Source organism: Mastigocoleus testarum BC008 (assembly GCF_001456025.1).
In the GTDB taxonomy this organism is placed as follows: Bacteria; Cyanobacteriota; Cyanobacteriia; order Cyanobacteriales; family Nostocaceae; genus Mastigocoleus; species Mastigocoleus testarum.
The window spans coordinates 19,807-44,720 of record NZ_LMTZ01000123.1 but is presented as its reverse complement, the minus strand read 5'-3'; the positions used below and the strand labels follow the sequence as shown (position 1 = coordinate 44,720).

General features: G+C 37.8%; 16 protein-coding genes. 13 read left to right on the top strand and 3 right to left on the bottom strand.

Going from position 1 to position 24,914, the window contains the following annotated elements; all coding sequences use genetic code 11:
- Positions 1 to 385 precede the first annotated feature (385 nt).
- On the top strand, positions 386 to 1,456 hold the full coding sequence (gene argC / locus BC008_RS31910) for an N-acetyl-gamma-glutamyl-phosphate reductase (RefSeq protein ID WP_027844636.1): 1,071 nt from the start codon (positions 386 to 388) through the stop codon (positions 1,454 to 1,456).
- Between the two features lie 117 nt (positions 1,457 to 1,573).
- On the opposite strand, the gene eno is transcribed toward argC, so the two are convergent.
- The gene (gene eno / locus BC008_RS31905) at positions 1,574 to 2,854 is read right to left on the bottom strand and encodes a phosphopyruvate hydratase (RefSeq protein WP_027844637.1); all 1,281 of its coding nucleotides are present in this window, start codon (positions 2,852 to 2,854) and stop codon (positions 1,574 to 1,576) included.
- A 66-nt stretch (positions 2,855 to 2,920) separates the two neighbouring features.
- The gene (locus BC008_RS48760) at positions 2,921 to 3,130 is read right to left on the bottom strand and encodes a hypothetical protein (RefSeq protein WP_153009699.1); all 210 of its coding nucleotides are present in this window, start codon (positions 3,128 to 3,130) and stop codon (positions 2,921 to 2,923) included.
- Positions 3,131 to 3,339: 209 nt separating this feature from the next.
- On the opposite strand from BC008_RS48760, the gene BC008_RS31900 reads away from it, so the two are divergent.
- The 9 genes from BC008_RS31900 (at position 3,340) to rpmB (ending at position 16,846) form a co-directional block, all read left to right on the top strand.
- Positions 3,340 to 3,975: a 4Fe-4S single cluster domain-containing protein gene (locus BC008_RS31900; protein WP_027846116.1), complete on the top strand. Its 636-nt coding sequence runs from the start codon at positions 3,340 to 3,342 to the stop codon at positions 3,973 to 3,975.
- A gap of 259 nt (positions 3,976 to 4,234) precedes the next feature.
- Positions 4,235 to 4,648, top strand: coding sequence for a lactoylglutathione lyase (gene gloA, locus BC008_RS31895; RefSeq protein WP_027846117.1), 414 nt, complete (start codon positions 4,235 to 4,237; stop codon positions 4,646 to 4,648).
- Positions 4,649 to 4,686: 38 nt separating this feature from the next.
- Entirely contained in the window at positions 4,687 to 6,618 is a 1,932-nt protein-coding gene (locus BC008_RS31890) for an iron uptake porin (protein WP_063800839.1), read from the top strand.
- A 490-nt stretch (positions 6,619 to 7,108) separates the two neighbouring features.
- Positions 7,109 to 9,766: an ATP-dependent chaperone ClpB gene (clpB, locus tag BC008_RS31885; RefSeq protein ID WP_027846119.1), complete on the top strand. Its 2,658-nt coding sequence runs from the start codon at positions 7,109 to 7,111 to the stop codon at positions 9,764 to 9,766.
- A gap of 705 nt (positions 9,767 to 10,471) precedes the next feature.
- Entirely contained in the window at positions 10,472 to 11,485 is a 1,014-nt protein-coding gene (gene hpsE / locus BC008_RS31880) for a hormogonium polysaccharide biosynthesis glycosyltransferase HpsE (protein ID WP_027842204.1), read from the top strand.
- A gap of 165 nt (positions 11,486 to 11,650) precedes the next feature.
- A complete protein-coding gene (locus tag BC008_RS31875) occupies positions 11,651 to 12,640 on the top strand; it encodes a glycosyltransferase (RefSeq protein ID WP_027842205.1) in 990 nt (329 codons plus the stop codon).
- Between the two features lie 97 nt (positions 12,641 to 12,737).
- Positions 12,738 to 13,913: a glycosyltransferase family 4 protein gene (locus BC008_RS31870; protein WP_027842206.1), complete on the top strand. Its 1,176-nt coding sequence runs from the start codon at positions 12,738 to 12,740 to the stop codon at positions 13,911 to 13,913.
- Between the two features lie 459 nt (positions 13,914 to 14,372).
- Complete coding sequence (gene htpG / locus BC008_RS31865; protein ID WP_027842207.1) at positions 14,373 to 16,331, top strand: molecular chaperone HtpG; 1,959 nt, start codon at positions 14,373 to 14,375, stop codon at positions 16,329 to 16,331.
- 278 nt (positions 16,332 to 16,609) lie between these two features.
- Complete coding sequence (rpmB, locus tag BC008_RS31860; RefSeq protein WP_027842208.1) at positions 16,610 to 16,846, top strand: 50S ribosomal protein L28; 237 nt, start codon at positions 16,610 to 16,612, stop codon at positions 16,844 to 16,846.
- Between the two features lie 295 nt (positions 16,847 to 17,141).
- Here the strand turns inward: rpmB and BC008_RS31855 are convergent, their stop codons facing one another.
- Positions 17,142 to 17,663, bottom strand: coding sequence for a hypothetical protein (locus BC008_RS31855; RefSeq protein ID WP_036264994.1), 522 nt, complete (start codon positions 17,661 to 17,663; stop codon positions 17,142 to 17,144).
- 511 nt (positions 17,664 to 18,174) lie between these two features.
- Between BC008_RS31855 and hpsA the strand changes: the two genes are divergently transcribed.
- The 3 genes from hpsA (at position 18,175) to hpsC (ending at position 24,818) form a co-directional block, all read left to right on the top strand.
- Entirely contained in the window at positions 18,175 to 23,013 is a 4,839-nt protein-coding gene (hpsA, locus tag BC008_RS31850; protein WP_027842210.1) for a hormogonium polysaccharide biosynthesis protein HpsA, read from the top strand.
- A 76-nt stretch (positions 23,014 to 23,089) separates the two neighbouring features.
- Positions 23,090 to 23,770 (top strand): hormogonium polysaccharide secretion pseudopilin HpsB, encoded by a 681-nt coding sequence (hpsB, locus tag BC008_RS31845; RefSeq protein ID WP_027842211.1) that lies wholly within the window; start codon positions 23,090 to 23,092, stop codon positions 23,768 to 23,770.
- Between the two features lie 31 nt (positions 23,771 to 23,801).
- Positions 23,802 to 24,818, top strand: coding sequence for a hormogonium polysaccharide secretion pseudopilin HpsC (gene hpsC, locus BC008_RS31840; protein ID WP_235595967.1), 1,017 nt, complete (start codon positions 23,802 to 23,804; stop codon positions 24,816 to 24,818).
- Positions 24,819 to 24,914 lie beyond the last annotated feature (96 nt).

The window sequence follows — 24,914 nt, the reverse complement described above, 5'->3', positions numbered from 1 at the left end:
AATCACAATTGACAATTAATTCTTGGGATTAGGTTTTGAAAATACTTTTCGTGGCTGAGCATAATAAGCAAACACAGTCGGGCGACCCAGATGTTTTCCGACCTCCTCCTTCAAGAAACTGAAAACTACAACCCCGGCAAAAACCTCAGGGATATTTATTAAGGAAATTTATCGCAGATTGGGAGTCACAAAGGTACAGAGCAAAAGCTGGAATTCAGTCGTAAAATACACCCTACTCCTGACTCCTGTCTTCTGACTCCTGAATTCTGCTATATTTATCAGCCGTTTTCCTAATCAGCATCTACCAGACAAAAGGTTGGCGAACGGTTGAGAAAAAAGCAGCAAGTCAACAAGTTAACCAACTACTGATTAAGGATTTCATATCATGGGTAATTTTCGGCGCGTACCTGTAGGAGTTATTGGCGCGTCAGGCTATGGCGGAGTACAGTTGATTCGATTACTAATTGACCACCCACAGGTAGAAATAGTTTACTTGGGTGGGGACAAGAGTTCTGGAAATGTTAACGGTAAAAGTTTTGGGGATATTTATCCGCATTTATCTCATGTTGTAGATTTATCCATTGAGCCTCCAGAATTGGATAAAATTGCCAGGAAGTGTGAAGCTGTATTTCTTTCTCTACCAAATGGTTTAGCTTGCCAGATGGTACCTCAATTATTAGACAAGGGTTGTAAAGTAATTGACTTGAGCGCCGACTACCGATTTAGCGATCTGACAGTATACACCCGATGGTATGGGAAGGAAAGACATGATACTTCCGTTGCAGAAAATGCAGTTTATGGGTTGCCAGAACTTTATCGCGATCGCATTTCTGAAGCTCAATTAATTGGTTGTCCGGGTTGCGATCCTACTGCCAGTTTATTAGCCCTTTCTCCCCTTCTTAAACAGGGTTTAATCGTACCAGAGACTGCGATTATTGATGCGAAATCAGGTACTTCCAGTGGAGGAAGAAATCCAAGTACAGAATTACTATTAGCAGAAGCAGATAATTCCCTCACAGCCTACGGAATTGCCCACCATCGGCATACACCAGAGATAGAGCAGGTTTGTAGTGAATTAGCACGTCATGAAATTACTGTGCAGTTTACTCCTCACCTAATTCCCATGGTCAGAGGAGTTTTAGCGACGGTATATGCCAGACTAAGGGATCCAGGTTTAGTAAGAGATGACTTGATCACCATTTACAGAGCTTTTTATCGTAACTGCCCTTGGGTAAATATTTGCGAACCCGGAATTTACCCCCAAACAAAATGGGCTGGAGGTAGTAACCTTTGTTATATAGGCATTGAAGTTGATTCCCGTACTGGGCGCGCGATCGTGATGTCAGTGATTGATAACCTCATAAAAGGCAAAGCCGGACAAGCAATTCAGTGTTTTAACATCATGATGGGTTGGGAAGAAACTCAAGGTTTACCTAAGTTGGGTTTTTATCCTTGAAGGGAATTGGCGATGGGCGACTGGCGACTGGCGACTGGCGACTGAGAAGAAGATAAATATTTTACCTTTGTCTCTTTTCCCAATCCCTAATCCCTGGTCGCCAATCCCCAGTCCCCCTTACCTCGGTCCGAGCCCTACGGTACCAGCATAAACAGCGCGATCGCCAAGTTCGTCTTCAATTCGTAATAAGCGGTTATATTTTGCTACTCGTTCGCTACGACAAAGAGAACCAGTTTTGATTTGACCAGCACGAGTAGCTACAGCTAGATCGGCAATTGTTGTATCTTCTGTTTCACCAGAACGGTGACTGATAACTGAACGGAAACTGTTGCGAGTCGCTAAGTTAATTGTTTCCAAGGTTTCTGTCAAAGAACCGATTTGGTTGAGTTTAATCAAAATTGCATTGGCAGATTCTTCCTCAATTCCTTTTTGGAGGCGAGTTGCATTGGTCACAAATAAGTCATCTCCCACCAATTGCACTTTAGAACCAATTTTTTGGGTTAATAACTTCCAACTTTGCCAATCTTCTTCGTGTAAACCATCTTCAATGGAAACAATTGGATATTGTTGAGATAACTGACCCAAATAACCGACAAATTCCTCAGGAGAATGAGGTTTACCATCATAAACATACTGCCCGTCTTTATAAAATTCACTCGCAGCAACATCCAAGGCTAAAGCAACCTGTTCTCCTGGCTTATATCCAGCTTTCTCGATCGCAGCAATTAATAATTCCAAAGCAACTTGATTGGACTCCAGGTTGGGTGCAAAACCACCTTCATCTCCCACACCTGTAAGCAAATTCTTCTCGTCCAAAACTTTACTTAAGGTCGCAAATACTTCAGCACCCCAACGTAAAGCTTCCCGGAAGGAACCTGCACCTACCGGGACAATCATAAATTCTTGAAAATCAACATTATTTGCAGCGTGGGCACCACCATTAATTACATTCATCAATGGTACCGGTAATAAATTTGCTAGCGGTCCGCCCAAATAACGATATAGTGGCACTCCCAATGATAAAGCACTAGCTTTGGCAGCAGCTAAGGAAACCGCTAAGATCGCATTAGCACCTAAATTAGATTTATTTGGAGAACCATCAAGAGAAATCATTGTTCGATCCAATAATTCCTGGTTGAGGGCATCCATTTGTAACAACTTTGGAGCTAGTGTTTCTTGGATATTCTGCACTGCTTTAAGTACACCTTTACCACCATAGCGGTTTTTATCTCCATCTCTTAACTCATGGGCTTCAAAAGTTCCGGTAGAAGCACCACTGGGAACTTGTGCCAACCCTACGGCACCATCAACCAGATAAACTTCCGCTTCTACTGTTGGTCTACCCCGCGAATCCAAAATTTCCCGGGCAACAATAGTTTCAATGGCGGTATTAATCATCCGTAATTTTTCCTTTGTATAAGTGCATGAAATAGCCAATCGAGAAAAAAGCCTCGATGAAATGACTCAACCGTTAGCATAGGTGCTTCTTGCTAAATCTAAGCAGGATATTAAGGAAGATTTTGGGTCGTGGAGATTGGCGACTAGTGACTGGCGACTGGCGACTGGCGACTGGGAAGAAAACAAATACTTCATCTCTTCTATGCCCAATTCCAAATTATCAATCTCAAATCCCCAATCCCTAATCCCCAATCGCCATATGCCGCAAGGCGGCACGCAGTGCTTATGGCTAACGCCATGCTTCCGCTAACGCCAATCCCCAATCCCTAATTCCTAATCCCCAATCCCTAATCCCCAATCGCCATATGCCGCAAGGCGGCACGCAGTGCTTATGGCTAACGCCACGCTTCCGCTAACGCCAATCCCTAATCCCCAATCCCCAATTCCTAATCCCCAATCCCCAATCCCCACAACAGAGCAAAATCATGAATCAACAGAATTTTAATTCAAACTTCGATCCCAAGGTCAAAGAATCGGAAATTCCCCCTGGACATCTCAACATTATGGGTTATGTGGATGAGTCAGAAGTTAATGGTCCTGGATGTCGAGCAGTAATTTGGGTGCAGGGATGCTGGCGAGAGTGTCCCGGTTGTTTTAATCCTGAATCTTGGTCATTTGATACCAATCAATTAATATCAATTGATGATTTGGTCAATAAAATTCTCAGTAAACCGCGCAATCAAGGAGTTACTTTTTCCGGTGGCGAACCTTTTTTGCAAGCTCCCGCACTAGCTGAATTAGCTGCCAAAATTAAAGCAAAAGGCTTAAATGTAATGTCTTTTACAGGATTTACCCTAGAACAATTACAATCTCAAAATGCACCAACAGGTGCCAAATTATTATTGCAGCAATTGGATATTCTAATTGATGGGCCCTACATTGAATCTTTAGCTATTAACTCCCCCAATTCTCCCGTTTCCTCTCGGAATCAACAGGTTCGCATCTTTAATCCTGCTTTAAAAGACCAAATAAATTGGGCTAGCGATCAAATAGAGGTTCATATTTTTAAGAATGGCAGCCGACTAGTAACTGGTTACAGGGGAGGACTTGAATTGTCGTAAGCCTTCGGTGGGTGGAAATGTTTTTAATCAATTGGGGATGGATGTAGTAAACTACTCTTCTGCTGGTTTACTTAATTGCTTTTGACCAGCTTAAGAGACATAGCATTGCTACGTCTTCAGAGAGAAAAAACCTATATTCGACTCCGACCCTCAAATATTTAGTCGGGAGATAAACTCAAATTTATTTCTTCTCTCACCCCCAATTTGTAAAATATTCAAAGATGAAAATATTTCATTAAGTCAAGATAAGGGATTGAAGATGCGTTTACTGCACACGATGCTGCGGGTTGCCGATCTAGAGGAATCATTGAAATTTTACTGTGACATCCTGGGAATGAAATTAATCCGACAGAAAGATTATCCGGGAGGTAAATTTACTCTAGCCTTTGTTGGTTATGGTGAGGAGAAAAACAATACGGTATTAGAGCTTACTTATAACTGGGGTGTTGATAGTTACGATATAGGAGATGCTTACGGTCATATTGCGATTGGAGTTGATGATATTTATACTACATGCGAAACCATTAAAAAACTTGGTGGAAAAGTAGTACGCGAACCGGGACCTATGAAACATGGTTCTACTGTGATTGCTTTTGTTCAGGACCCAAATGGGTACAAAGTTGAACTCATCCAAACTAGTAATCGAAGCGAAACAGTTGTTACCACAAAGTAGGGACTAAAAGCAGTAGTTTTGATTAAAAAGTGTGGGTGATGAATTTGAGGGGTAAGCAATCGCCAGGGGAAGTCTTTCTTTTGCTAGTAAATTCGGAAAATATTGATAAGGAATCAGTACAAAGCTCTATTAATAGTCATAACAAGACGATTAGACGTTTGATAGTGCTAGGAAGTGTATTAACTGGTGGTGTTATTTCAAACTGTTCAGTATCACGAGCAAGTATCGTAGTACAAAACACACTTCCACCAGAACAGATCGCTGATACTGCAACAGCAGGAGAATTATTGACCGGTAAAGATATTCCTCACTCAGAAATATCCCCACCAGAAAAAGATTTAAGTCTGTTACAAACAGAGTTCTCATCGACTACATCAGCAATTACTACAACAGCAACCGATGCTCCTGAAAAACTAGAAAAACAATTTTCTTCCCCTATCGATCGCGCTTACCCACCTCCCCATAACTCAGCAGGATTATCGTTCCCATCCGATAAAGCAAATAATTCAAATGAAGTAAATAATTTAGGGGTAAAAACCGAAATCAAGTCTCAAATTACTCCTGGTAATGAGCGCATTCCAAAAACTAATCAACCCTCAGTATCGGGATTATCAGATGTTTACCCTACAGATTGGGCTTATCAAGCACTTAAATCTTTGGTTGAGCGATACCAGGTAATTTCTGGCTATCCCGATGGAACCTTTCGCGGTAAACGTCCCCTCACACGCTATGAATTTGCGGAAATTTTGTCAGCAACCGTTGACAAGATGGAAAGTGTGGTGGCTGACCTTACAGGTCAGGATTATGTCCGTCAAGATATGATAATTTTGCGTCGCCTAAGGTTAGAATATCGGGCAGCCTTGGATGGATTATCTCGTATAGAAAAAATTAGCGATAGCATAGATAGGTTGGAAGGAAATCAATTCTCCACCACTACTAAACTAAGTGGCGAACAGATTTTTGGTTTAACTGGTGGCTCGGGAGCTAATGGTATTTTGCTTAGTCGTTCCCGTGTAAATTTGAGAACTAGTTTTAGACCAAATGATTTACTCATTACTCAATTTGAAGCAGGTAGTGATAGCCAAGACGCTATTGGTTTAAAGCAAGAAGAAAATGGCAATCTTTTAGGGACTAGTGGCTTCATTGCGAATGGTGGTGGGCTTGACTACGCAGATGTCGAAAGCAATTTTAGATTGCGACGTTTGTACTACACCTTGCGTCCCACATCTGATTTAGCTGTAACTCTGGGGGCAAAAATGTCACCACGAGACTTTATTGATCGTAACAGTTACGCTAACAATGAAGCAGTAGATTTTAGTTCCAGCTTTTTTTTGAATAATCCTCTAATAGTCCAAAACCAAATAGATCGTAACGGGGGTGCGGGAGCAGCTATTAGCTGGAATCCTGGAGGAGGAAAATTTACCTTGCGATCGCTTTATATTGCTGGGAACAGTAGCGAACCTGATTCTGATTCGGATGGAGGTCTGTTTGGTGACCCCCGTCAATCAAGTGTGGAACTAGAATATGTTCCCAGTAAGCAACTAACTATTCGGTTACAATATACTAATGCCTCAATTAATAATATTGATATTGAAGCTTTTGGCGTAAATGCTGAATATTCCCTTAATTACAATACTGGTATTTTTGCTCGCTTGGGATTCGGTAAATATCAGGGATTTAGTACTGTTACTAACACAGATTTAGATTTAAATCCTGTAAGTTGGGCAATAGGTGTGGGCTTTCGAAATATTGTGATTCCCGGTACAATTGCCGGGATTGCCATAGGTCAACCTTTTGCTACCAATGGCTTAGGTGATGCCAATCAAATTAATTTAGAAGCATTTTATAATTTGCAACTGAGCGATAATATCAGTGTTACCCCCACCTTCACTTTTGTTGATAACGCGGATAACGATAGCTCAAATAGTATAATTTGGCAAAGTACTTTGAGAACGGTTATTTCCTTTTAAATTACTTTAAAGATATTTTTGTGCTCTTTATATTTCAAAAAAACCAAAAAAAACTTTATAATTTCTTTCTTAATTCAAATTTTTCTTAGTTCTGAATTCTTACTTTTTATTATTTGCTCCTAACTTCTAACTTTTAACTCATACGATGCTTGAGCGCCGATGCGTTAACGCTCGTTAGAGTATGGTCAATCCTGATTTCTTACTCCTAACTTACTTTTCTTAAATAAAGTTCGCTCAAATTGTTAGATTGGATCTAAATCCTAAAATCTAAATCCTCACTCAAATCTCAATCTCAGAATCTAGATTTCAGATTGCAACCGTATATACAAGTGGATACGCACTCATAATGTTTGGATAATAAGTTAAGGTAAGTCCCACTGTCGCAATCGAATTTCATACCACTTTACCTGAGTTTAAAGGGGTAAGTTTTTCCTCGTTCTCATGAAAGTGCTCCCAAAATCCGCCTAAATGATATCCTAAATTCATTCATATGCAGCCCACAGATCCAGATAAATTTACTGATAAAGCTTGGGAAGGGATAGTTAAATCCCAAGATATTGTTCGTGCTTATCAACAACAGCAGCTCGATGTCGAACATTTAATAATTGCCCTTTTGGAACAAGACAACAGCCTAGCTTCACGAATTCTCAATCGTTCGGGTGTTGATGTTTCCAGAATGCAACAGCAATTGGAAGATTTTACACGGCGTCAACCTAAAGTAGGCAAATCCGATCAGCTCTATCTTAGTCGCAGCTTAGATAGGATGCTAGATAATGCAGATGCGGCTAGGGAGAGAATGCAGGACGCTTACATCTCCATAGAACATGTCTTAATGGGGTTTGCCGAAGATGAACGTATTGGGCGGCGGATGTTCAAAAGCATGAATGCGGATGTATCTAGTCTGGAGGCTGCAATCAAAGCAATTCGCGGTAGTCAAAAAGTTACAGATCAAAATCCAGAGTCTCGCTATGAAGCCCTGCAAAAATTTGGTTTGGACTTGACAGAACAAGCAAAATTAGGAAAGCTTGACCCGGTAATTGGGCGTGATGAAGAAATTCGCCGAGTAATTCAGGTATTATCCCGTCGTAGTAAGAATAATCCAGTTTTAATTGGCGAACCAGGGGTAGGCAAAACTGCGATCGCTGAAGCTTTGGCGCAGCGGATCGTTAAAGGTGATGTTCCCGAATCTTTAAAAAACCGTCAATTAATTACTTTGGATATTGGTAGTTTAATTGCTGGTGCCAAATATCGGGGTGAATTTGAAGACCGCCTAAAATCAGTACTAAGGGAAGTTACAGAATCAAACGGTCAAATAGTTTTATTTATTGACGAATTACATACTGTTGTTGGTGCTGGCTCTGGCAAACAAGGGTCAATGGATGCGGGTAATTTACTTAAACCCATGTTGGCGCGGGGTGAGTTGCGTTGTATTGGAGCAACAACATTAGATGAATACCGCAAGTACATTGAAAAAGATGCAGCTTTAGAAAGACGTTTTCAGCAAATACTGGTAAAACAACCCAATGTAGAAAATACTATTTCGATTTTGAGGGGTTTGAAAGAACGTTATGAAGTACACCATAACGTCAAAATTTCTGATTCAGCTTTAGTCGCAGCTGCAACATTATCAGCAAGGTATATTGCTGATCGGTTTTTACCGGATAAAGCGATCGACTTAGTAGACGAAGCCGCAGCACAATTAAAAATGGAAATTACTTCCAAACCAACTGAGTTGGAAAACATTGAGCGGCGATTAATGCAGCTAGAAATGGAAAAACTTTCCTTAGCAGGAGAAGAAATAGCAACGCCACAAACTAAAGAAAGGTTAGAACGAATCGAGAGAGAAATCGGATCGTTAACTGAAAAACAGCAAGAATTTAACGAGCAATGGCAAGGTGAAAAGAAACTTTTAGAAGCAATTAGTACCCTTAAAAAAGAAGAAGAGAATCTCAGAGTCCAAATTGAACAAGCAGAACGCGACTACGATCTTAACACTGCAGCCCAATTAAAGTATGGAAAATTAGAAGTAGTACAACGGGAATTAGAAGATAAAGAAGCGCAGTTACTCAAAATTCAATCCCAAGATTCTAGTTTATTACGGGAACAGGTCACCGAAGCTGATATTGCTGAAATCGTTGCAAAATGGACGGGGATTCCTGTAAATCGTCTTTTGGAATCGGAAAGACAGAAATTATTACAGTTGGAACAGCACTTACAGCTAAGAGTTGTCGGTCAAAGTGAAGCCGTTGAGACTGTTTCTGCTGCAATTCGCCGCGCCCGTGCGGGAATGAAAGACCCATCTCGCCCCATCGGCTCATTTTTATTTATGGGACCAACAGGTGTGGGTAAAACTGAGTTAGCAAGGGCTTTAGCTGCATTTTTGTTTGATGCTGATGACGCCTTGGTGCGTTTGGATATGTCTGAGTATATGGAAAAGCATGCGGTTTCCCGTTTAGTTGGTGCACCTCCCGGATATGTTGGTTACGAAGAAGGGGGTCAACTTTCCGAAGCTATTCGTCGCCGTCCTTACTCAGTAGTCTTACTCGATGAAGTAGAAAAAGCTCACCCTGACGTATTTAATATTCTTTTACAAGTATTAGATGACGGTAGAATTACTGATTCCCAAGGAAGAGTTGTAGATTTTCGCAATACTGTCATCGTCATGACCAGTAATATTGGTAGCGAACACATTCTGGATGTTTCCGGTGATGAATCCCAATACGAACAAATGCGAAATCGAGTTACAGATTCTTTGCGATCGCACTTCCGTCCGGAATTTCTCAACCGGATTGACGATCTAATTATCTTTCATCCTTTGGGTCGCAACGAAATGGCGAAAATTATTCGCATTCAACTCAAGCGGGTAGAAAGTCTGCTCGCAGATCAAAAGATTTCCTTAGAAATTTCCAAAGCAGCCTGCGATTACTTAGTTAATGTCGGTTACGATCCGGTTTACGGTGCTCGTCCAATAAAAAGAGCAATTCAAAGAGAAGTGGAAAACCCGATCGCGACAAAAATTTTAGAAAATACCTTTATTGCTGGTGACACGATTGTAATAAATAAAGAAGATAAAGGTCTGAGTTTTCGGAAAAAAAAAGTAGCAGCTAAAATTTCTGTGAATTCAAATCCTGTCAGATTGATTAGTTGATGTAAAGATTGTAAGGTGTGAACTCGAAAATTCGAGCGAAATACACTTTATTGAAAAATAAGTTCTGAAAGTAAATTGATTTTTAGAGACGTTCCACTCAGTAGCAAAACTGTAGTATTTGTGGGACGTCTCTATAATTTGTTGTTAATCTTTTGGCTTATAAGGGAAGAATATAAATATAAGTCAACAGAATCGGAATATCTACAGATTTATAATGAAATACCTTAGTTTAAAGTACTTAGAATAAATAAATATTCCATTTTGTAGGGTGTGTGAGGCGCGCAAAAGAATATCTTTTTTAGGTAACCTTTGTCATCGTGCCGTAAAGCATTGTTTTGAGCATAATCTAACGCAGTAAGTGNAATATAAAATATCTGTATTTGGCTAGTAGTAGCGCTTTAGCGCTAAAGCGCTATTACAAACAAGTTATGATTTTTCTTACTAACGTACTTAACAAAAATATTAATAAAGATAATAAATTTTTTAGGGTGTGTTAAGCGCGCGAGAAAATATATTTTCTGTTCGTCTTTATAATTACGACGTAACGCACTATAGCACCATAAAAAATGATAAATATCATAAATTTATTTTGACTTGAATAAATTATTTAAGTTTGTAATTGGTTTGTGTCTAGATGATATGTTAATGACGCTAAAGCGTAACCACAAATAAAGTCAATAAAAAATATAAACGATCTAAAAAATAATGTCTCTTGATTTAACTATCGCTATTACGACTTATAACGGCGAGAAACGTTTACCTCAAGTTTTAGAAAAATTAAAAAATCAAATAGATACAAAAAATATTAAATGGGAAGTTCTAATTGTTGACAACAACAGCACAGATAATACAGCGAAAATTATTCGAGAATATCAAGTAAATTGGTTAAAAAATGTTCCTTTACGCTATTGCTTTGAAAGTCAACAAGGAGTTCAGTTTGCCAGAAAAAAAGCAATTTCAGAAGCAAAAGGCGACCTTATTGGTTTTATTGATGATGATAATTTACCATATTCTAACTGGGTAAAAGCAGCTTGTGAATTTGCGAAAAAAAACCCCAAAGCAGGAGCCTTCAGTAGTAGAATTCATGGTTTGTTTGAGACCGAACCTTCCGAGGAACTTAAAAAGATTATTTTTTATTTAGCGATTGTGGATCGAGGTGTTGAGCCTATGTTGTACGAACCTCGCCAAAAAGGACTTCCTCCAGGTGCGGGGTTAGTTGTTAGACGTGAAGTCTGGGAAAAATACGTTCCTTCACGCTTACTTCTAGTTAGTAGATCTGGAAATTCTATTATGGCAGGAGGTGAAGATGCTGAAGTGCTGCTACATATTTATAGAGCTGGTTGGGAAATTTGGTATAACCCAACCATGGAAATCGATCATCTGATTCCATCTTGGCGATTAGAGAAAACTTATTTGACGCAGCTAATGCGCAGTATAGGTTTAGGGCGCTTCCACTTAAGAATGTTATTACTGCAGTGGTGGGAAAGACCTATAGCTTTTGTGTTTTATCTGATTAATGATTTATGCAAAATAATTATCCATTTCATCGCTAATATTTGTCCGAGATTATTTCCCAATATTCAAGATTTTATTTCTATTAATTGCGAAAATAATATAGTTAATATCTGTGAAATGGAACGTTTAATTGGTACTTTTTTTAGCCCATTTCATTTGGCAAAATTTAAATTTAAAGAACTAATATTTAATAAAAATGTTTAGTCTGATTTATTGATTGTTAACTTACAAAAAATAATAAAAATTTGAGACAATCACGGATGATTAGTTTGTTAAAAGATATATATAATAAATAATTATAGAATCATTGAAAATAAAGATTCATTGTATCTATTTACATAAGAATTATTTACATCATAATTATAATAGATGGTACTAGTTTCTGTAATTATCCCAGTATATAATGGCGAAAAAACTATTCAAGAAACAATTCAGTCAGTACTGAATCAAACGATTATGGACTTTGAATTAATCATCATTAATTCAGCGTCAACTGACTCCACCTTAGAAATTATTTCTCAATTTAAAGACCCACGAATTCAGACTTATTCCTATCCAAAAGCTAATGTAGCAGTTAATCGTAATCGTGGCTTAAAATATGCTTCTGGCGAATTTATTAGTTTCATTGATGCTGATGACCTTTGGACTAAAGATAAATTAGCAGATCACTGCAAAGCACTACAGGAAAACCCACAAGCCGTTGTTGCTTATAGTTGGACAGATGCTATTGATGAAAACAGCATATTTTTACGCCGATGTAGCCGTGCTCAGTGGAGCGGAGATGTTTATTCAAAACTATTATTGAGTGAATTTATCGGTAGTGGTTCTAACGTAACCATACGTACTAAAGTTTTAAGGGAATTAGGAGGCTTTGATGGTTCACTAACAAATACTCAAGATACGGATATGTGGCTAAAATTAGCTGCTAAATATCATTTCGTCGCTATTCCCAAAGTACAAATTTTATATCGTGTTCTACCTTTTTCCATGTCCTCTAACGTCGTGGGACAGGAAAAATCAAACTTGTTAGTAATTGAGAAAGCATTTGCTCGGACACAAGCATCATCCTTTCAACATTTGAAGCGACATCGTTTAGCAAATTTATACAAGTATCTGATCTATAAAGCGTTAGATGTACCTCCACTTTTGGCAAATTTAAATCCAATAACACTAAAATATCTATGTTTAATAATTAAATACGACCCATATATTTTATTTAAACCTATTATATATAAGGCTTTTTTGAAAATAATTATTATTCTTATTTTTCCAAATAATGTTAGTAATAATTTACTGCAAAAGTTTCCTCATCTAGCCAATACAAGTACTTTATTAGGTTATATAAAATTCAATATTTAATATAATTTATAATATTATATTTATACTTAATTATTTTTAATCACACTATATATATAATTTAATTTTCATTTTTATTAAAATTTTTAAAATAACAAATATGAAAATAGCATGCGTAACATCATACGACCTAATAAACCAAACATCTTGGACAAAAGATGTACAAGGAATTTGTTCTGCTGGTTTTTACATTGCAAAAAATTTGCTCGATGATTCTACATCTATTGAATATATTGGACCTTTGAGGAAAAAATATACGTTTTTAACCAGAGCTAAATGGAGTCTATATCGTAATTTATACAATAAAGACTATTATCGTTGGGCAGAGCCATTGGTCGTTAAAAATTATGCTCATCAAATAAAAAATGCATTAAGTAATCTAGATGTGGATGTTATTTTATCGTCAGAAAGCACAGTTCCAACAGCATACCTTGATGTCAAAAAACCAATTGTTTTATGGACAGATACTACTCTGAGTGGCTTAATCAATTTTTACAGCTACATGAGTAACTTATGCCAGGAAAATATTCAAAATATCTACAAAATTGAATCAGAAGCCCTGAAAAGGTGCGAGCTAGTTGTTTATACATCTGAATGGGCTGCTAAAATGGCATCGCAAACCTATGGAATTCCAGAGAATAAAGTTAAAGTAGTTCCTTGGGGAGCTAACCTGGAGTCCAAGCGAACACCTGAAGACATTCATCACATTATTCAACAAAAAGACACCTCAAAATGCAAATTACTTTTTATTGGCGTCGATTGGGTTCGTAAAGGTGGAGATATTGCTCTAGCAGTTGCAAAACAATTAAATGCTATTGGTTTAGAAACGGAATTAAATATTGTTGGTTGCAAACCTCAAACAAATGAACCTTTACCGGATTTTGTGAATAATTTGGGATTTATCAGCAAATCAAATCTAGAAGGCTTAAAAAAGATAGAAAAATTATTATGCGAATCCCATTTTCTGATTTTGCCATCAAGAGCTGAAGCATTTGGTTTAGTATTCTGCGAGGCGAATTCTTTTGGCGTCCCATCTATTGCAAGTAGCGTCGGTGGAATACCTACAATTATCAAAGACGGTAAAAACGGTAAAACATTTTCATTGGATGCCAAAACAGAAGAATATTGTACCTATATTTATAATTTATTCACTAACTACTCAAGCTATAAAGAATTAGCAATCTCTTCATTTAATGAGTATCAAGCACGTTTAAATTGGAAAGTTTCCGCACATAAAGTTAAAAATCTAATAAATAATTTAACGCCATCTGTTTAATTCAATCGGATTAATTCAATCAGACCGACGGCTTCTCTTGGCTAAATATTAAGATTTAAAGTTAATATTTGTAACATTACAGCATGGAACATAACACTGTTGCTGTTATGAGATTATTCTTTTTCAAGTCCTCGGCTATGAGAGCTTATTTTATTCACATCTCGAAAATTGAGTCCTATCAAAGTTTTTGAGTGTTCTTGGAGAAATTAGGTGCTCCAGTAGAACTCCTCCACTTTCCCTGCTAGGAGGACATATTTTTTTATGAGCATACGCGAGTAGTGAAATCCGAATTGTTAATAGACGGCAAACAAACCCTTAAACTAAAAGCAAATACAGCATTTCAGTTTTAAAATTCTTTATTGACTCAAAATATTATTTCTGGGTATCAGCAACATCAAGCTGTCAGAGTGTTAATAATTGAGTCAAAATCAAAATATTCGTAATTATCATGGCTGTTATATGTTAGAGCAAGGCACGATCAGCATTCATACTGAGAATATATTCCCGATTATCAAGAAATCACTTTATTCCGATCATCAAATCTTTTTGCGGGAATTAGTATCCAACGCCGTAGACGCGATCGCTAAACTGGACATGGTATCGCGCTCTGGAGAATATTCGGGTGAAATTGGCGAACCAGAAATTCAAATTGCTGTTGATAAGGATAAGAAAACTCTTTCCATATCCGATAATGGGATTGGGATGAGTGCTGATGAAGTAAAAAAATATATCAATCAGGTTGCATTCTCCAGTGCTGAAGAATTTATTCAGAAGTATAAAACAGATTCAAATCAGGCGATTATAGGTCATTTCGGCTTGGGTTTCTACTCATCCTTCATGGTCGCAAAGCAGGTTGAAATTGATACATTTTCTTACAAAGAAGGGGAAAAAGCTGTCCATTGGACTTGCGATGGTTCTCCTGCTTTCACCTTGGACGATTCATCTCGCACAGATCGCGGTACTACAATAACTCTGCACCTCATGGAAGAGGAAGAGGAATTTTTAGAACCTGCACGCATCAAAAATCTTGTTAAGACTTACTGTGATTTTATGCCGGTACCCATCAAAATGGATGGGGAAGTCCTCAACAAGCAAAAAGCTCCTTGGCGAGAATCACCCAACAGTCTAAACAAAGAAGATTACTTGGAGTTTTACAAGTATCTCTATCCCTTTGAAGAAGAACCGTTACTTTGGGTACATTTAAATACCGATTATCCCTTCATTGTTAATGGTATTCTCTATTTTCCTAAACTCAAGCCTGATGTTGAAGTTAATAAAGGACAAATCAAACTATTCTCTAACCAAGTTTTTGTCAGTGATAATTGCGAAGAAATTATTCCCCAGTTTTTGTTACCCATGCGGGGTGTAATTGATAGTACTGATATTCCTCTCAACGTTTCCCGTAGTGCTTTACAAGGCGATCGCACCGTAAGAAGAATTGGTGACTATATCGCTAAAAAGGTCGGAGATAACCTCAAGGAATTGTACCGCGACGATCGCGAAAAATATGTCGGTGCTTGGAAGGATCTCGGTACTTTCGTTAAATTTGGCGTTCTTAACGACGAAAAATTCAAGAAACAAGTCCAAGATATAGTAATATTCCGTAGCACATACCAAGAAGAATCAGCAGACACTACCACAGTTCAAGTTCCCACAGAAGAAGGTGATGCTTGGCAAGATGTTACCCCTGCTAACAAATTACCTTACACTAACATTAAAGAATACTTAGAACGAAACAAAGAAAAGCACGAAAACCGAGTATTCTATTGCACAGATGAAGCAGCACAAGCCACCTATGTAGAATTGCATAAGGGTCAAGGCTTGGAAGTTCTATTTATGGACTCATTCATTGACACTCACTTTATCAGCTTTTTGGAGCGGGAATATACAGATGTTAAATTTACTCGGGTAGACTCAGACTTAGATAATACCCTCCTAGATCAAGAGAAAGACAAAGAAATCGTTGACCCCAACACAAATAAAACTCGCAGCGAGCAAATCAAAGAGCTATTTGAGAAAGCACTCAACAAACCAAAACTGAATATTCGTACCGAAGCTTTAAAATCTGATAATCCTCAAGGTACACCGCCAGCAATGGTTCTTTTACCCGAAATTCTGCGCCGTCTGCGGGAAATGAACGCTATGATGCAACAGCAAAACGTAGAATTTCCAGAAGAACACGTTTTACTGGTAAATACATCCCACCCATTAATTCAAAACCTAGCAAATCTCAACCAAGGTAGTATTATTCAAGGTGATGGTTCTTCTCCCACTCAACAATTGGTAGATATGGTTTGCCAACATGTTTACGATTTGGCATTAATGTCACAGAAGGGCTTTGATGCTGATGGGATGAAATCTTTTGTGCTTCGTTCTAATGAAGTGCTGACCAAACTTACAAAAGAAGCAATTAAGTAGGATAATTCATGACTGACAGTTGAAATATATCCGATTTTGTAGGGTGTGTTAGGCGTTAGCCATAACGCACCGTTATTCTTATATCGGCGGATGAGTTAATTGGCTAATTATGGTTGCTTATTCAAGCAAAAGCTGTCATATACCGCCACGAAAATGATATTGGGTGAATTAAATACCCAAAATTCAACCAAAATTGATAACTGTCTACTTGTTTTCCCTAATTACTTGCTTCTTTAGATAAAATAGTAGATCGTGTAAAAAACAAGGAGATAGATTTTATGTCTCGTCGCTGTCAACTTACTGGGAAGAAAGCAAATAATGCTTTTGCAATTTCCCACTCTCACCGTCGTACCAAGCGTCTTCAGCAGGTCAACCTACAAAACAAACGTGTTTGGTGGGCTAAAGGTAATCGTTGGGTAAAACTAAAACTTTCTACCAAAGCAATCAAAACTTTAGAAAAGAAAGGTATTGATGCAATGGCTAAAGAAGCTGGGATTAATCTTAACCACTATTAAGGTTCAATCATTTCCAATCTCGTACCTAAATTACTGGCAATTTTTCGCCAGTTATCATCAAACAAACCAGAACAAACCAGAACACCTGTGCGGAGTACCGATGCGGGTGTTTTTGGTATTTCCGGGATTGGGGATTAGGGATAGCACTGCGTGGCGCTAGCCGCGCCTTCTTAGCAGCATATAGCGATTGGGAACTATATTTATTGGATTATAAGCAAATGAAATACAGCTAAAATACTGTCAGGAGTAAAGAACATTCTAATTTTGACTCCTGTCTTCTGATTTCTAAAAGACACTAAAAAGCACATCCACTCGGTTGTGGTTGTTGGGATTTCACCTCGGAAGCAAAATTGGCTTTCAGTTGAGTTGGTTTAAAACCATCTTTTACTGAACCTTTGAAAACAGTTGTCCCATAACCTGAATTATTCATGTGTGCTCGGATTATTACTATTTCGTTATCGCTCACGGTCACAGGTCCACCCGAACGTTCAAAAGGTTGCTCTTTAACATGACTGTGTGCCAAGATACGACGATAGAGAAGTTTACCTTCTTCATTTAGTACTTCCCACCAGTTAGCATATTGTTCGCAACCTGTATCGGGGCTGGAAATCCCCACATTAAAGGTATAGTTTTGTGGTTTTCCCTGAGCTTTAACAGATACCACCTTAGCTTCATTAACTTTTTTCTTCGTAACATTTTGCTTTTTATTTTGTTGTTGCACATTAGCTGAGTTTGTTTCTGCGCAGCCCAAAATGCAAATCATAGCCAAAAAAATGAATAAGTTTTTCACAACTATCACCACATTATGTTCAGACATCGATAATTTTTTAAGTTAGGTCGATTCAAATACAGCAATTACCAATTACCAATTACCAAAATTTTATTTCCCCTAACTGATATATTTCTCGCTGCAAATGGGTAACATAAGTTTACTCTCCCAATAGCAACTTCATTTACTTATAATTTAAAGTAAATTTTTGCTTTTTTTGGGATTAATTGATGACATTTATACTCTGTTTCAGCTACAAATTAAATAATCCGATATAGCAATCTTAAATCATTCATTTTTAGCATGAGTATTTTAGAGAGATGTACCATACTACGTCTCTAATATTCACAAATCAAATATTATTCCTATAGTTCGTTCAAAATTGTTCATCCACTAAATAATCCATTCATTACTAAAAATCATCATACAAATTAAACTTGATTTTGCCTGCAAATTTTATTTTCAGGTCAGTTTGATTGCACGAGTATAAAAATAAGAAAAAGAATTTTTGAAAAAGTAATATCATTTATCGCATCGTTTTTTTGACCAGAAGGTAGTTATGCATCCCAATAGCAAATTAGTCAAATTGATCAAAAGCTTCTATCAAAAAAATTATCAAAAATCTACATTAGAAATTAGAGAACAACGTGCTTGGTTGTTGCGGACTTTCTTGGTCAGTAGAAGACAAGCAGATTGGGTAAATGCTGGTTTTGTTTTACCAACTGTAGCGATGGTAACTTTGGTGGTTATATTACTGACCACTGCGATTTTATTTCGCTCTTTCAAACGGGCTGAAAATGCTAGTAATGTTCGTGTAAATCAAGCAGTATTAAGTGCTGCAATGCCATCAATTGAGCGGGCTAAAGCAAAAATAAATCAGTTATTTACCGATCCAACTCTACCGCGCTCCACACCTTCTGATAGTTCTTTGTACGATGCTTTTACTAAAAATCTGACTAAATATACTTTTGGTGATGAGACACCTTTAGAAGTAAGCTACAATCTTGACGGCAAAAGTGGAATTAATGATAAAAATAGTACCGAATTAGAAAACAGAGAAGTCATCAAAACTGCTTGGAGATTTCCTGTTGATACAGATAATAATGGTAAGTATGACAGCCTAACTTTGTATGGTGTCTTGTTCCGTAGCCCCAGTCGTAATGATGAAGCTAAGTTTAACCGGGCTCGTACTCCTCTTGATGCGAGAGCGCGTCCGATGGGTGCAGGTAAAAGTTGTGGTGGAGCTGCAGGTACAAGTGCAAGTTTAGTTAGTGGTTCGGGTTGGTACCGATTAGATGGAACCCTCAAGAAAAGCTTTTTTGTTTACTCGACCACAGTACCAATTGATGATGCATATCTCAAAACTGCAAAGTTAACAACAACAAAGTACGAAGCTTATAAAGGGAATAAGGGCTTTTCTGCGATTGAATTTCAGCAAGATCAAGAACGGATTCCTCTGAGTAATAATGCTGTTGTTTACGAAGATGATTTAGAAATAACCCCTGGTGCTGGACTAAGTCTTAATGGGAGGATATTTACTAACAGTAATTTATTGACAGCTAAAATTTTTAATGATATCCGATTTTATCAAGTTAGCGACCCAGATTCCTGTTTTTATAACGCCCAGAATAGCAAAATAATTGTTGGTGGAAATGTTGGTTTTGGTCGTATTACTGGTGTCGGTACAAGAGGTGGTGTCGATATAGATTTATTTAGACCAGGAAATAAGCCGACCCAAAAGACTTTTAATAGTGGTGATAAATCTGCTAATAATTCTTCTGCAGAGATTGCTTTTAATACTCAAGCTTATGCTCAAAGAGTTAACTTGTTAGTAAATAAACAGATTACTAAATCTAGTACCCAAGACCCTTCTGAAGTAAGAGATAATGTCACTACTCGGCTGGAAAATAATCCTGGTTTAAATAGAAATGAAGTTCGTCGAGAAGAGTTAGAATCTTACTTTAGAAAGCGAACTCGCAAAGTTACTTTTAAAAAAGTTCCTTTAGGAGGTAATCCTGGAACTGCTCAGCTTCAAGGTACTGGTGATTTACTACGACCTCAAGATACTTGGATTTATCCTACTAGCGCTAATACGGGATTATCACTTCAACCGAAGAAATTACCCGCTACCGAACCCAACAAACTCAAAGAAGAGTATAGGGAAGAAGAGAAATTACTTGGCGATCGCATTTTAGTCGGAAATAATTTACCTGCTCTGTGGTTTGATAAGACTATTAAAGATTTTGTTGGTACCAACACACCTCAATCTGTAGATTATCCCAGTACACCTCGTACCGAATGGGATGATTACACAAATGATAAGGATAAGTATCGTACCCGCGCCACCAAAATTGAGCAATTGGTCAGTTTGGCTGGTGCTACTGATCGGGATGGTTTTTTTGAAGAAAAAGCAACGGAAAAACCGAAAGATTTACTCGACAATATTGGTGGAATACGCATTGTAACTGGCGCAGGTATCTATGTTGATGGCGTCACCTACAAGCGAGTTGATAAGTCGTTTTTACCCGAACCACAGTGGGATACAAATTTTGTTGACCCTAGCAGTATTGATTCTAAAAGAATTAAAGTTAATAGCCTCAAATTTAAGAGTAAAGACCCAATCATTGTCTGGTCTGATTCTATGCCAATGACGACAGGAAATGGTGAAACCCGTCAAGGCGATCTCTTAATGAGAGCAACTGCTGTTTATCATTACGCCAAGGACTATGGTCAGGATCAACAACCTATAGCCTGTGTTAGTAGCTATTACGATCCAACAAACTCAGTTACAGCTCAAAATAATAGCAAGGTAAAAGCTAGATGGAAGAATCCAGATGCTGACTCTAGCACTACCCAAGGTAAATCTAATAATGGTGTTGTGTATACCTTTGGTGGAAGGGGTAAGTATGCAGCAGAATTAGAACGACAAGCAAGAATGGTATTTCCAGATGGGCGTTTTGTTAACGAACCTCTGCGAAGAGCATTAGAAAAATCCAGTACAAAGCGGACAGCAGCAGATTATTCGGCAATAGATGCAGCAGTTTGTGCTCTCGATATTCTTAAGGATAAATCTCCTAGTACCTCTCCGCCAATACCCCATGGAGCCATTTACGAAACAGCATTTTTAGATGCTCGCCAGATTAAATCGATTGACACAAACTTAAAACTTGCAGAATTAGGAGAAGACTATACCAGGAGTATTGAGCAGCGCCAACCCTTAGAGGTAAGGGTAACGGTATTAGATGTTGATAAAATACGCCAGAAAAAAATCTCTGGTAGCCATAGCGGTGGTGGAAAACAAGAATATTTAATTCCCAATAGTGGTATTGTTTATGCTACGAGAAATGATGCTTTAGCCGATCTCAGTGACACTCCAGATAATAAAACCGAACAAAGAGAATTAATTAGTCCCACTGACTACAGATTAGACCCGACTCGCCGTCCGAGTGGCATCATGCTGATAAATGGTAGCCGTCTCGATCGTGATGTTAAGTTTAGACAAGAAGAAAAAGGATTAATATTAGCAAGTAATTTACCTACGTATATCAAAGGTGATTTTAACCTTCATGCTAAAGGTGGAAACGCTAGCAATCCAGTTGAGGAATTTGTCGATCAGTTACGAGATAGTAAAACTGGCAAGATAAACTGGAGTAGGTTCTATATCCGCAATAAAACCCTTGATAATAATTTTGCTTGCCGCAAAAATGATAAAAGGCTTCCTAAGTGTACTACAGGAGATAGTTGGCGCGCAGCATCAGTCGTTGCAGATGCGGTCACAGTACTTTCAGATAACTTTCGTTTTGGGTTTCGTAATGAGGGAGATTACGACCTGAGAAATAATGCCGGAACTGCTATTATTCCTAACTTTGATTTTAATAACGATGGTGATGCTACAGATGCTTTAAGTGAAATTACTTTAAAGGTCGATCTTAACGGTGATGGCGATACAAAAGACACTGTTAGAGAAAAAGACCAAATCAGCATCACCGCAGTTCGTTTAAAACAAGGATTTTTCGATAATAGTTTCACTACTAGCAGTGCTTGGTATAACAGTGCTGGTACTTCCCAGGGCTTACCCAAAGATTTCAATACTAGCAAAACTGGACTTCAAGGTAGTTCCTATGTCAATAACTTTGTGACTCCGATCCAGAGACGGGTGAAGTTTAATGAGTACCTAACGGAAGTTTGCATAAAAGTTCCTGTTTACACTTGTACTGCAGATGATTGGACGGTTGATGGCAAAGCTATTAGCTCTGGAGGAACCACAGCCACATCTAGAATTGGTCAAAAATACAATAAAGCAACGATTGACTTAGCAGGTACAACCGTCGATTTAGCAGAGAATACATTGCAAAGTTACGCTCGTCGTGTAGCTTTCGCTCGGGATAGCAGTACCGGAAACTTGATACTTGACACTCAAGGTCATCCAGTTCCTTTAGGAATTGATACTGCTGGTAATATCCAAGCATTTCCTAAAAATGCCGTTACAGGACAAAGTTGGACCGCAAACAAATTACCAAGAATCAAAGACAATGCTCTCTGGTTTAGGACTGCTAAAACCTTACCGAATAAAAAAATACCCACAGATACCAATTACGGGAATGGTCAATTCCTGTTCTATAAAAGTATTAACGGTAATGCTTTGAATGGAACCGATCCTAACGAACAACCAATATTAGTCCCAGTACTACAAATTCAATTACCGCGTGACAAGTGGACTAGTGGAAGTGGTGACCCTGGTAATGATAGAACCAATCTCCCAACAGATAGAGACAGGGGAGTTGCTACAGATGGAAACTGGTTGCAGCAAGCTACAGATACTACAACTAACTTAATTATTGCTGGTGGAGACACCCCAGGAAGACCAAGCGAATCAAACGGTGGTTTGGAAAACTTTGTACGCTATCTAGAAACCTGGAACAACACTAATCATAATCTCAGTGGTTCTCTAATCCAATATAAACGCAGTGCTTATGCTACTGGACCTTGGCAGGTTGTTCAACTGAATGGAAAAACACCCAAAGGTAGTACTGCTCTATTTGGTAATGATTACCGACAGGCTTACAGGAATAGTAATACTGGAACAGGTCTCATAGGTGAAGGTATGACACCCTTCTATACACCACCTTCCCGTCAGTGGGGTTTTGATGTTGGCTTATTATCCCAACTACCAGATTTGTTTACAGAAACATTCACGTTACCGCCTGCAGGGGAACCTAATGAATTTTTTAGAGAAGTCGGTCGGGATGATGAATGGGTCAAAACACTGTTATGTGCTCAAACAATCAAAGTTACTGTCAATAGTTCTACGGGTACTAGCACAATTAGTCGTACAGGAACAGCTATTCCCACCAGTCAACGTCCACAAGACTTTTGTAAAAAGTACTCACGTAGCTAAAGTTTTGGAAATCACGATATAGATTTTTTAACAGTTTTAGACTCACAAGTTACCGCAGTCCTCACATCAAAACGCCATGATCCAAATTCAACAACGAGTTAACCCACAAACAGATGATACTGGTTTTACTATTATCGAATCACTGATTGCGATTATTGTTGTTGCCATTTTGTTAACTGCGATCGCACCTGTAATTGTAATTTCTACTGCCAGCAGAGTTAACTCCAGAAGGGTGGAACTTGCAACCCAAGCAGCTAAAACATACATTGATGGTGTTACTTCTGGATCTATTGAATCGCCACCAATCACGAAAAAAGATAATAATTTAATTGCTGAAGTCAAGGCTCCATCTGGTAGTTTAAATTGCCGAAAAGATAATGATTACTGTTCTGCTCCCACCGATAAAACCTATCAACTGTATTGTATCGATGGTAGTGGTGATGGGAAATGTACAAAAGATGAATCGGGGGACATACTTGTCCAAGCGTTTGCTTATAACCCTAATACTGATGAAGCAAATAGAGGTTACCGTTTAGGGATTAGAGTTTACAGAGCAGATGCTTTCAAAGATAGTAAATCATTAGAAAAAAGCGACCAAAAGAAAAAAGCTACACAATCCGCTTTTAGTGGAGGATTCGGTAATTTAAAAGCACCTCTACTAGAAATGACTACAGATATTGCATCCAGAAACACAACATTTGCAGATTTTTGCTCGCGATTGGAAGACAGTAAAAATACATATTCCAAGTGTAAATAAAATAATTCAATATAAACTTAATTTTTCAAATATGAAAAGCATTGAAATGCTCAATAAATCTCATTTTAATAAACTCAATTTTTTTCTCAACGCTCAACTTAAACATAAAAAATTTAAACAAGTCAATAAAACAGCAGGTTTTACCCTAATAGAATTGATGGTAGCCATGATTCTAGCAGTACTGGTAATTACACCATTACTAGGATTCATGATTAATATTCTCGATACAGATCGCAAAGAACAAGCCAAAATTAATTCCGAACAGGAAATTCAAACAGCTTTAGATTATATTGCTCAAGATTTACAACAGGCAATTTATATATATGATGCTGATGGAATAAAAGCTATAAGAAATCAGCTACTGGATTATAGTTCAAGCGATCGAGTCCCGGTTCTTGTTTTTTGGAAGCGTAAATTTGAGAAGGAAGCAATAGAACTGAAAAAAGTTACAAGTAGTAAGACAAAAAATGATGCTTTTGTTTATTCTTTAGTTACTTATTATTTGATACAAGATAACAAAACAAATGATGCAAAGAATATTTGGTCTAATCAATATCGCATTGCTAGATTTGAACTGAATGATGGGATTGAGCCCGATGATGAATATAATACTAAAGTAACTTCTGAATATATCCAGAAACCAGATCCAGGTTTTGCTAAATTTGATTTAAGTATTCAAGGAACCCTCGAACAAAAAATGAATGCTTGGAAAAAAGATGGTATCTATAGCAGAAGTCAAAGTGCTGATGTATTGGTTGACTATGTTGATTCAAGTCAAGGTTTTAAAACTATAGACTGCAAATCTATTTTTCCTAAAAGTAAAAAAAATAAAGATTCTCTCAAAGTTCCCGCATTAAATGGGGTTCTTAACAATGCTAGTTTCTATGCTTGTGTAGATATTGATAATACAACAGCAAAAATTTTCTTGAGAGGAAATGCATTAGCACGGATAGAGGAAAATAATTATGGCTATAAAGATGATGTCAAATCTTATTTTCCAAGTGCAAGCATTAATGTTAAAGGTCGAGGATTTATTGGTGTCGAATAAAAGTAAATAAACTAGATAATTTACTCTCACTAATAGCAAGTAATTAAAGATATTTATTACAATTCACTTTAATTATCTTAAAAAAAGAGATTATAG

What these genes read in the sequence shown, in the direction of transcription:
- argC (WP_027844636.1), top strand. Translation starts at nt 386, where the DNA reads ATGGGTAATTTTCGGCGCGTACCTGTAGGAGTTATTGGCGCGTCAGGC.
- eno (WP_027844637.1), bottom strand. Translation starts at nt 2,854, where the DNA reads ATGATTAATACCGCCATTGAAACTATTGTTGCCCGGGAAATTTTGGAT.
- BC008_RS31900 (WP_027846116.1), top strand. Translation starts at nt 3,340, where the DNA reads ATGAATCAACAGAATTTTAATTCAAACTTCGATCCCAAGGTCAAAGAA.
- gloA (WP_027846117.1), top strand. Translation starts at nt 4,235, where the DNA reads ATGCGTTTACTGCACACGATGCTGCGGGTTGCCGATCTAGAGGAATCA.
- BC008_RS31890 (WP_063800839.1), top strand. Translation starts at nt 4,687, where the DNA reads ATGAATTTGAGGGGTAAGCAATCGCCAGGGGAAGTCTTTCTTTTGCTA.
- clpB (WP_027846119.1), top strand. Translation starts at nt 7,109, where the DNA reads ATGCAGCCCACAGATCCAGATAAATTTACTGATAAAGCTTGGGAAGGG.
- hpsE (WP_027842204.1), top strand. Translation starts at nt 10,472, where the DNA reads ATGTCTCTTGATTTAACTATCGCTATTACGACTTATAACGGCGAGAAA.
- BC008_RS31875 (WP_027842205.1), top strand. Translation starts at nt 11,651, where the DNA reads ATGGTACTAGTTTCTGTAATTATCCCAGTATATAATGGCGAAAAAACT.
- BC008_RS31870 (WP_027842206.1), top strand. Translation starts at nt 12,738, where the DNA reads ATGAAAATAGCATGCGTAACATCATACGACCTAATAAACCAAACATCT.
- htpG (WP_027842207.1), top strand. Translation starts at nt 14,373, where the DNA reads ATGTTAGAGCAAGGCACGATCAGCATTCATACTGAGAATATATTCCCG.
- rpmB (WP_027842208.1), top strand. Translation starts at nt 16,610, where the DNA reads ATGTCTCGTCGCTGTCAACTTACTGGGAAGAAAGCAAATAATGCTTTT.
- BC008_RS31855 (WP_036264994.1), bottom strand. Translation starts at nt 17,663, where the DNA reads ATGTCTGAACATAATGTGGTGATAGTTGTGAAAAACTTATTCATTTTT.
- hpsA (WP_027842210.1), top strand. Translation starts at nt 18,175, where the DNA reads ATGCATCCCAATAGCAAATTAGTCAAATTGATCAAAAGCTTCTATCAA.
- hpsB (WP_027842211.1), top strand. Translation starts at nt 23,090, where the DNA reads ATGATCCAAATTCAACAACGAGTTAACCCACAAACAGATGATACTGGT.
- hpsC (WP_235595967.1), top strand. Translation starts at nt 23,802, where the DNA reads ATGAAAAGCATTGAAATGCTCAATAAATCTCATTTTAATAAACTCAAT.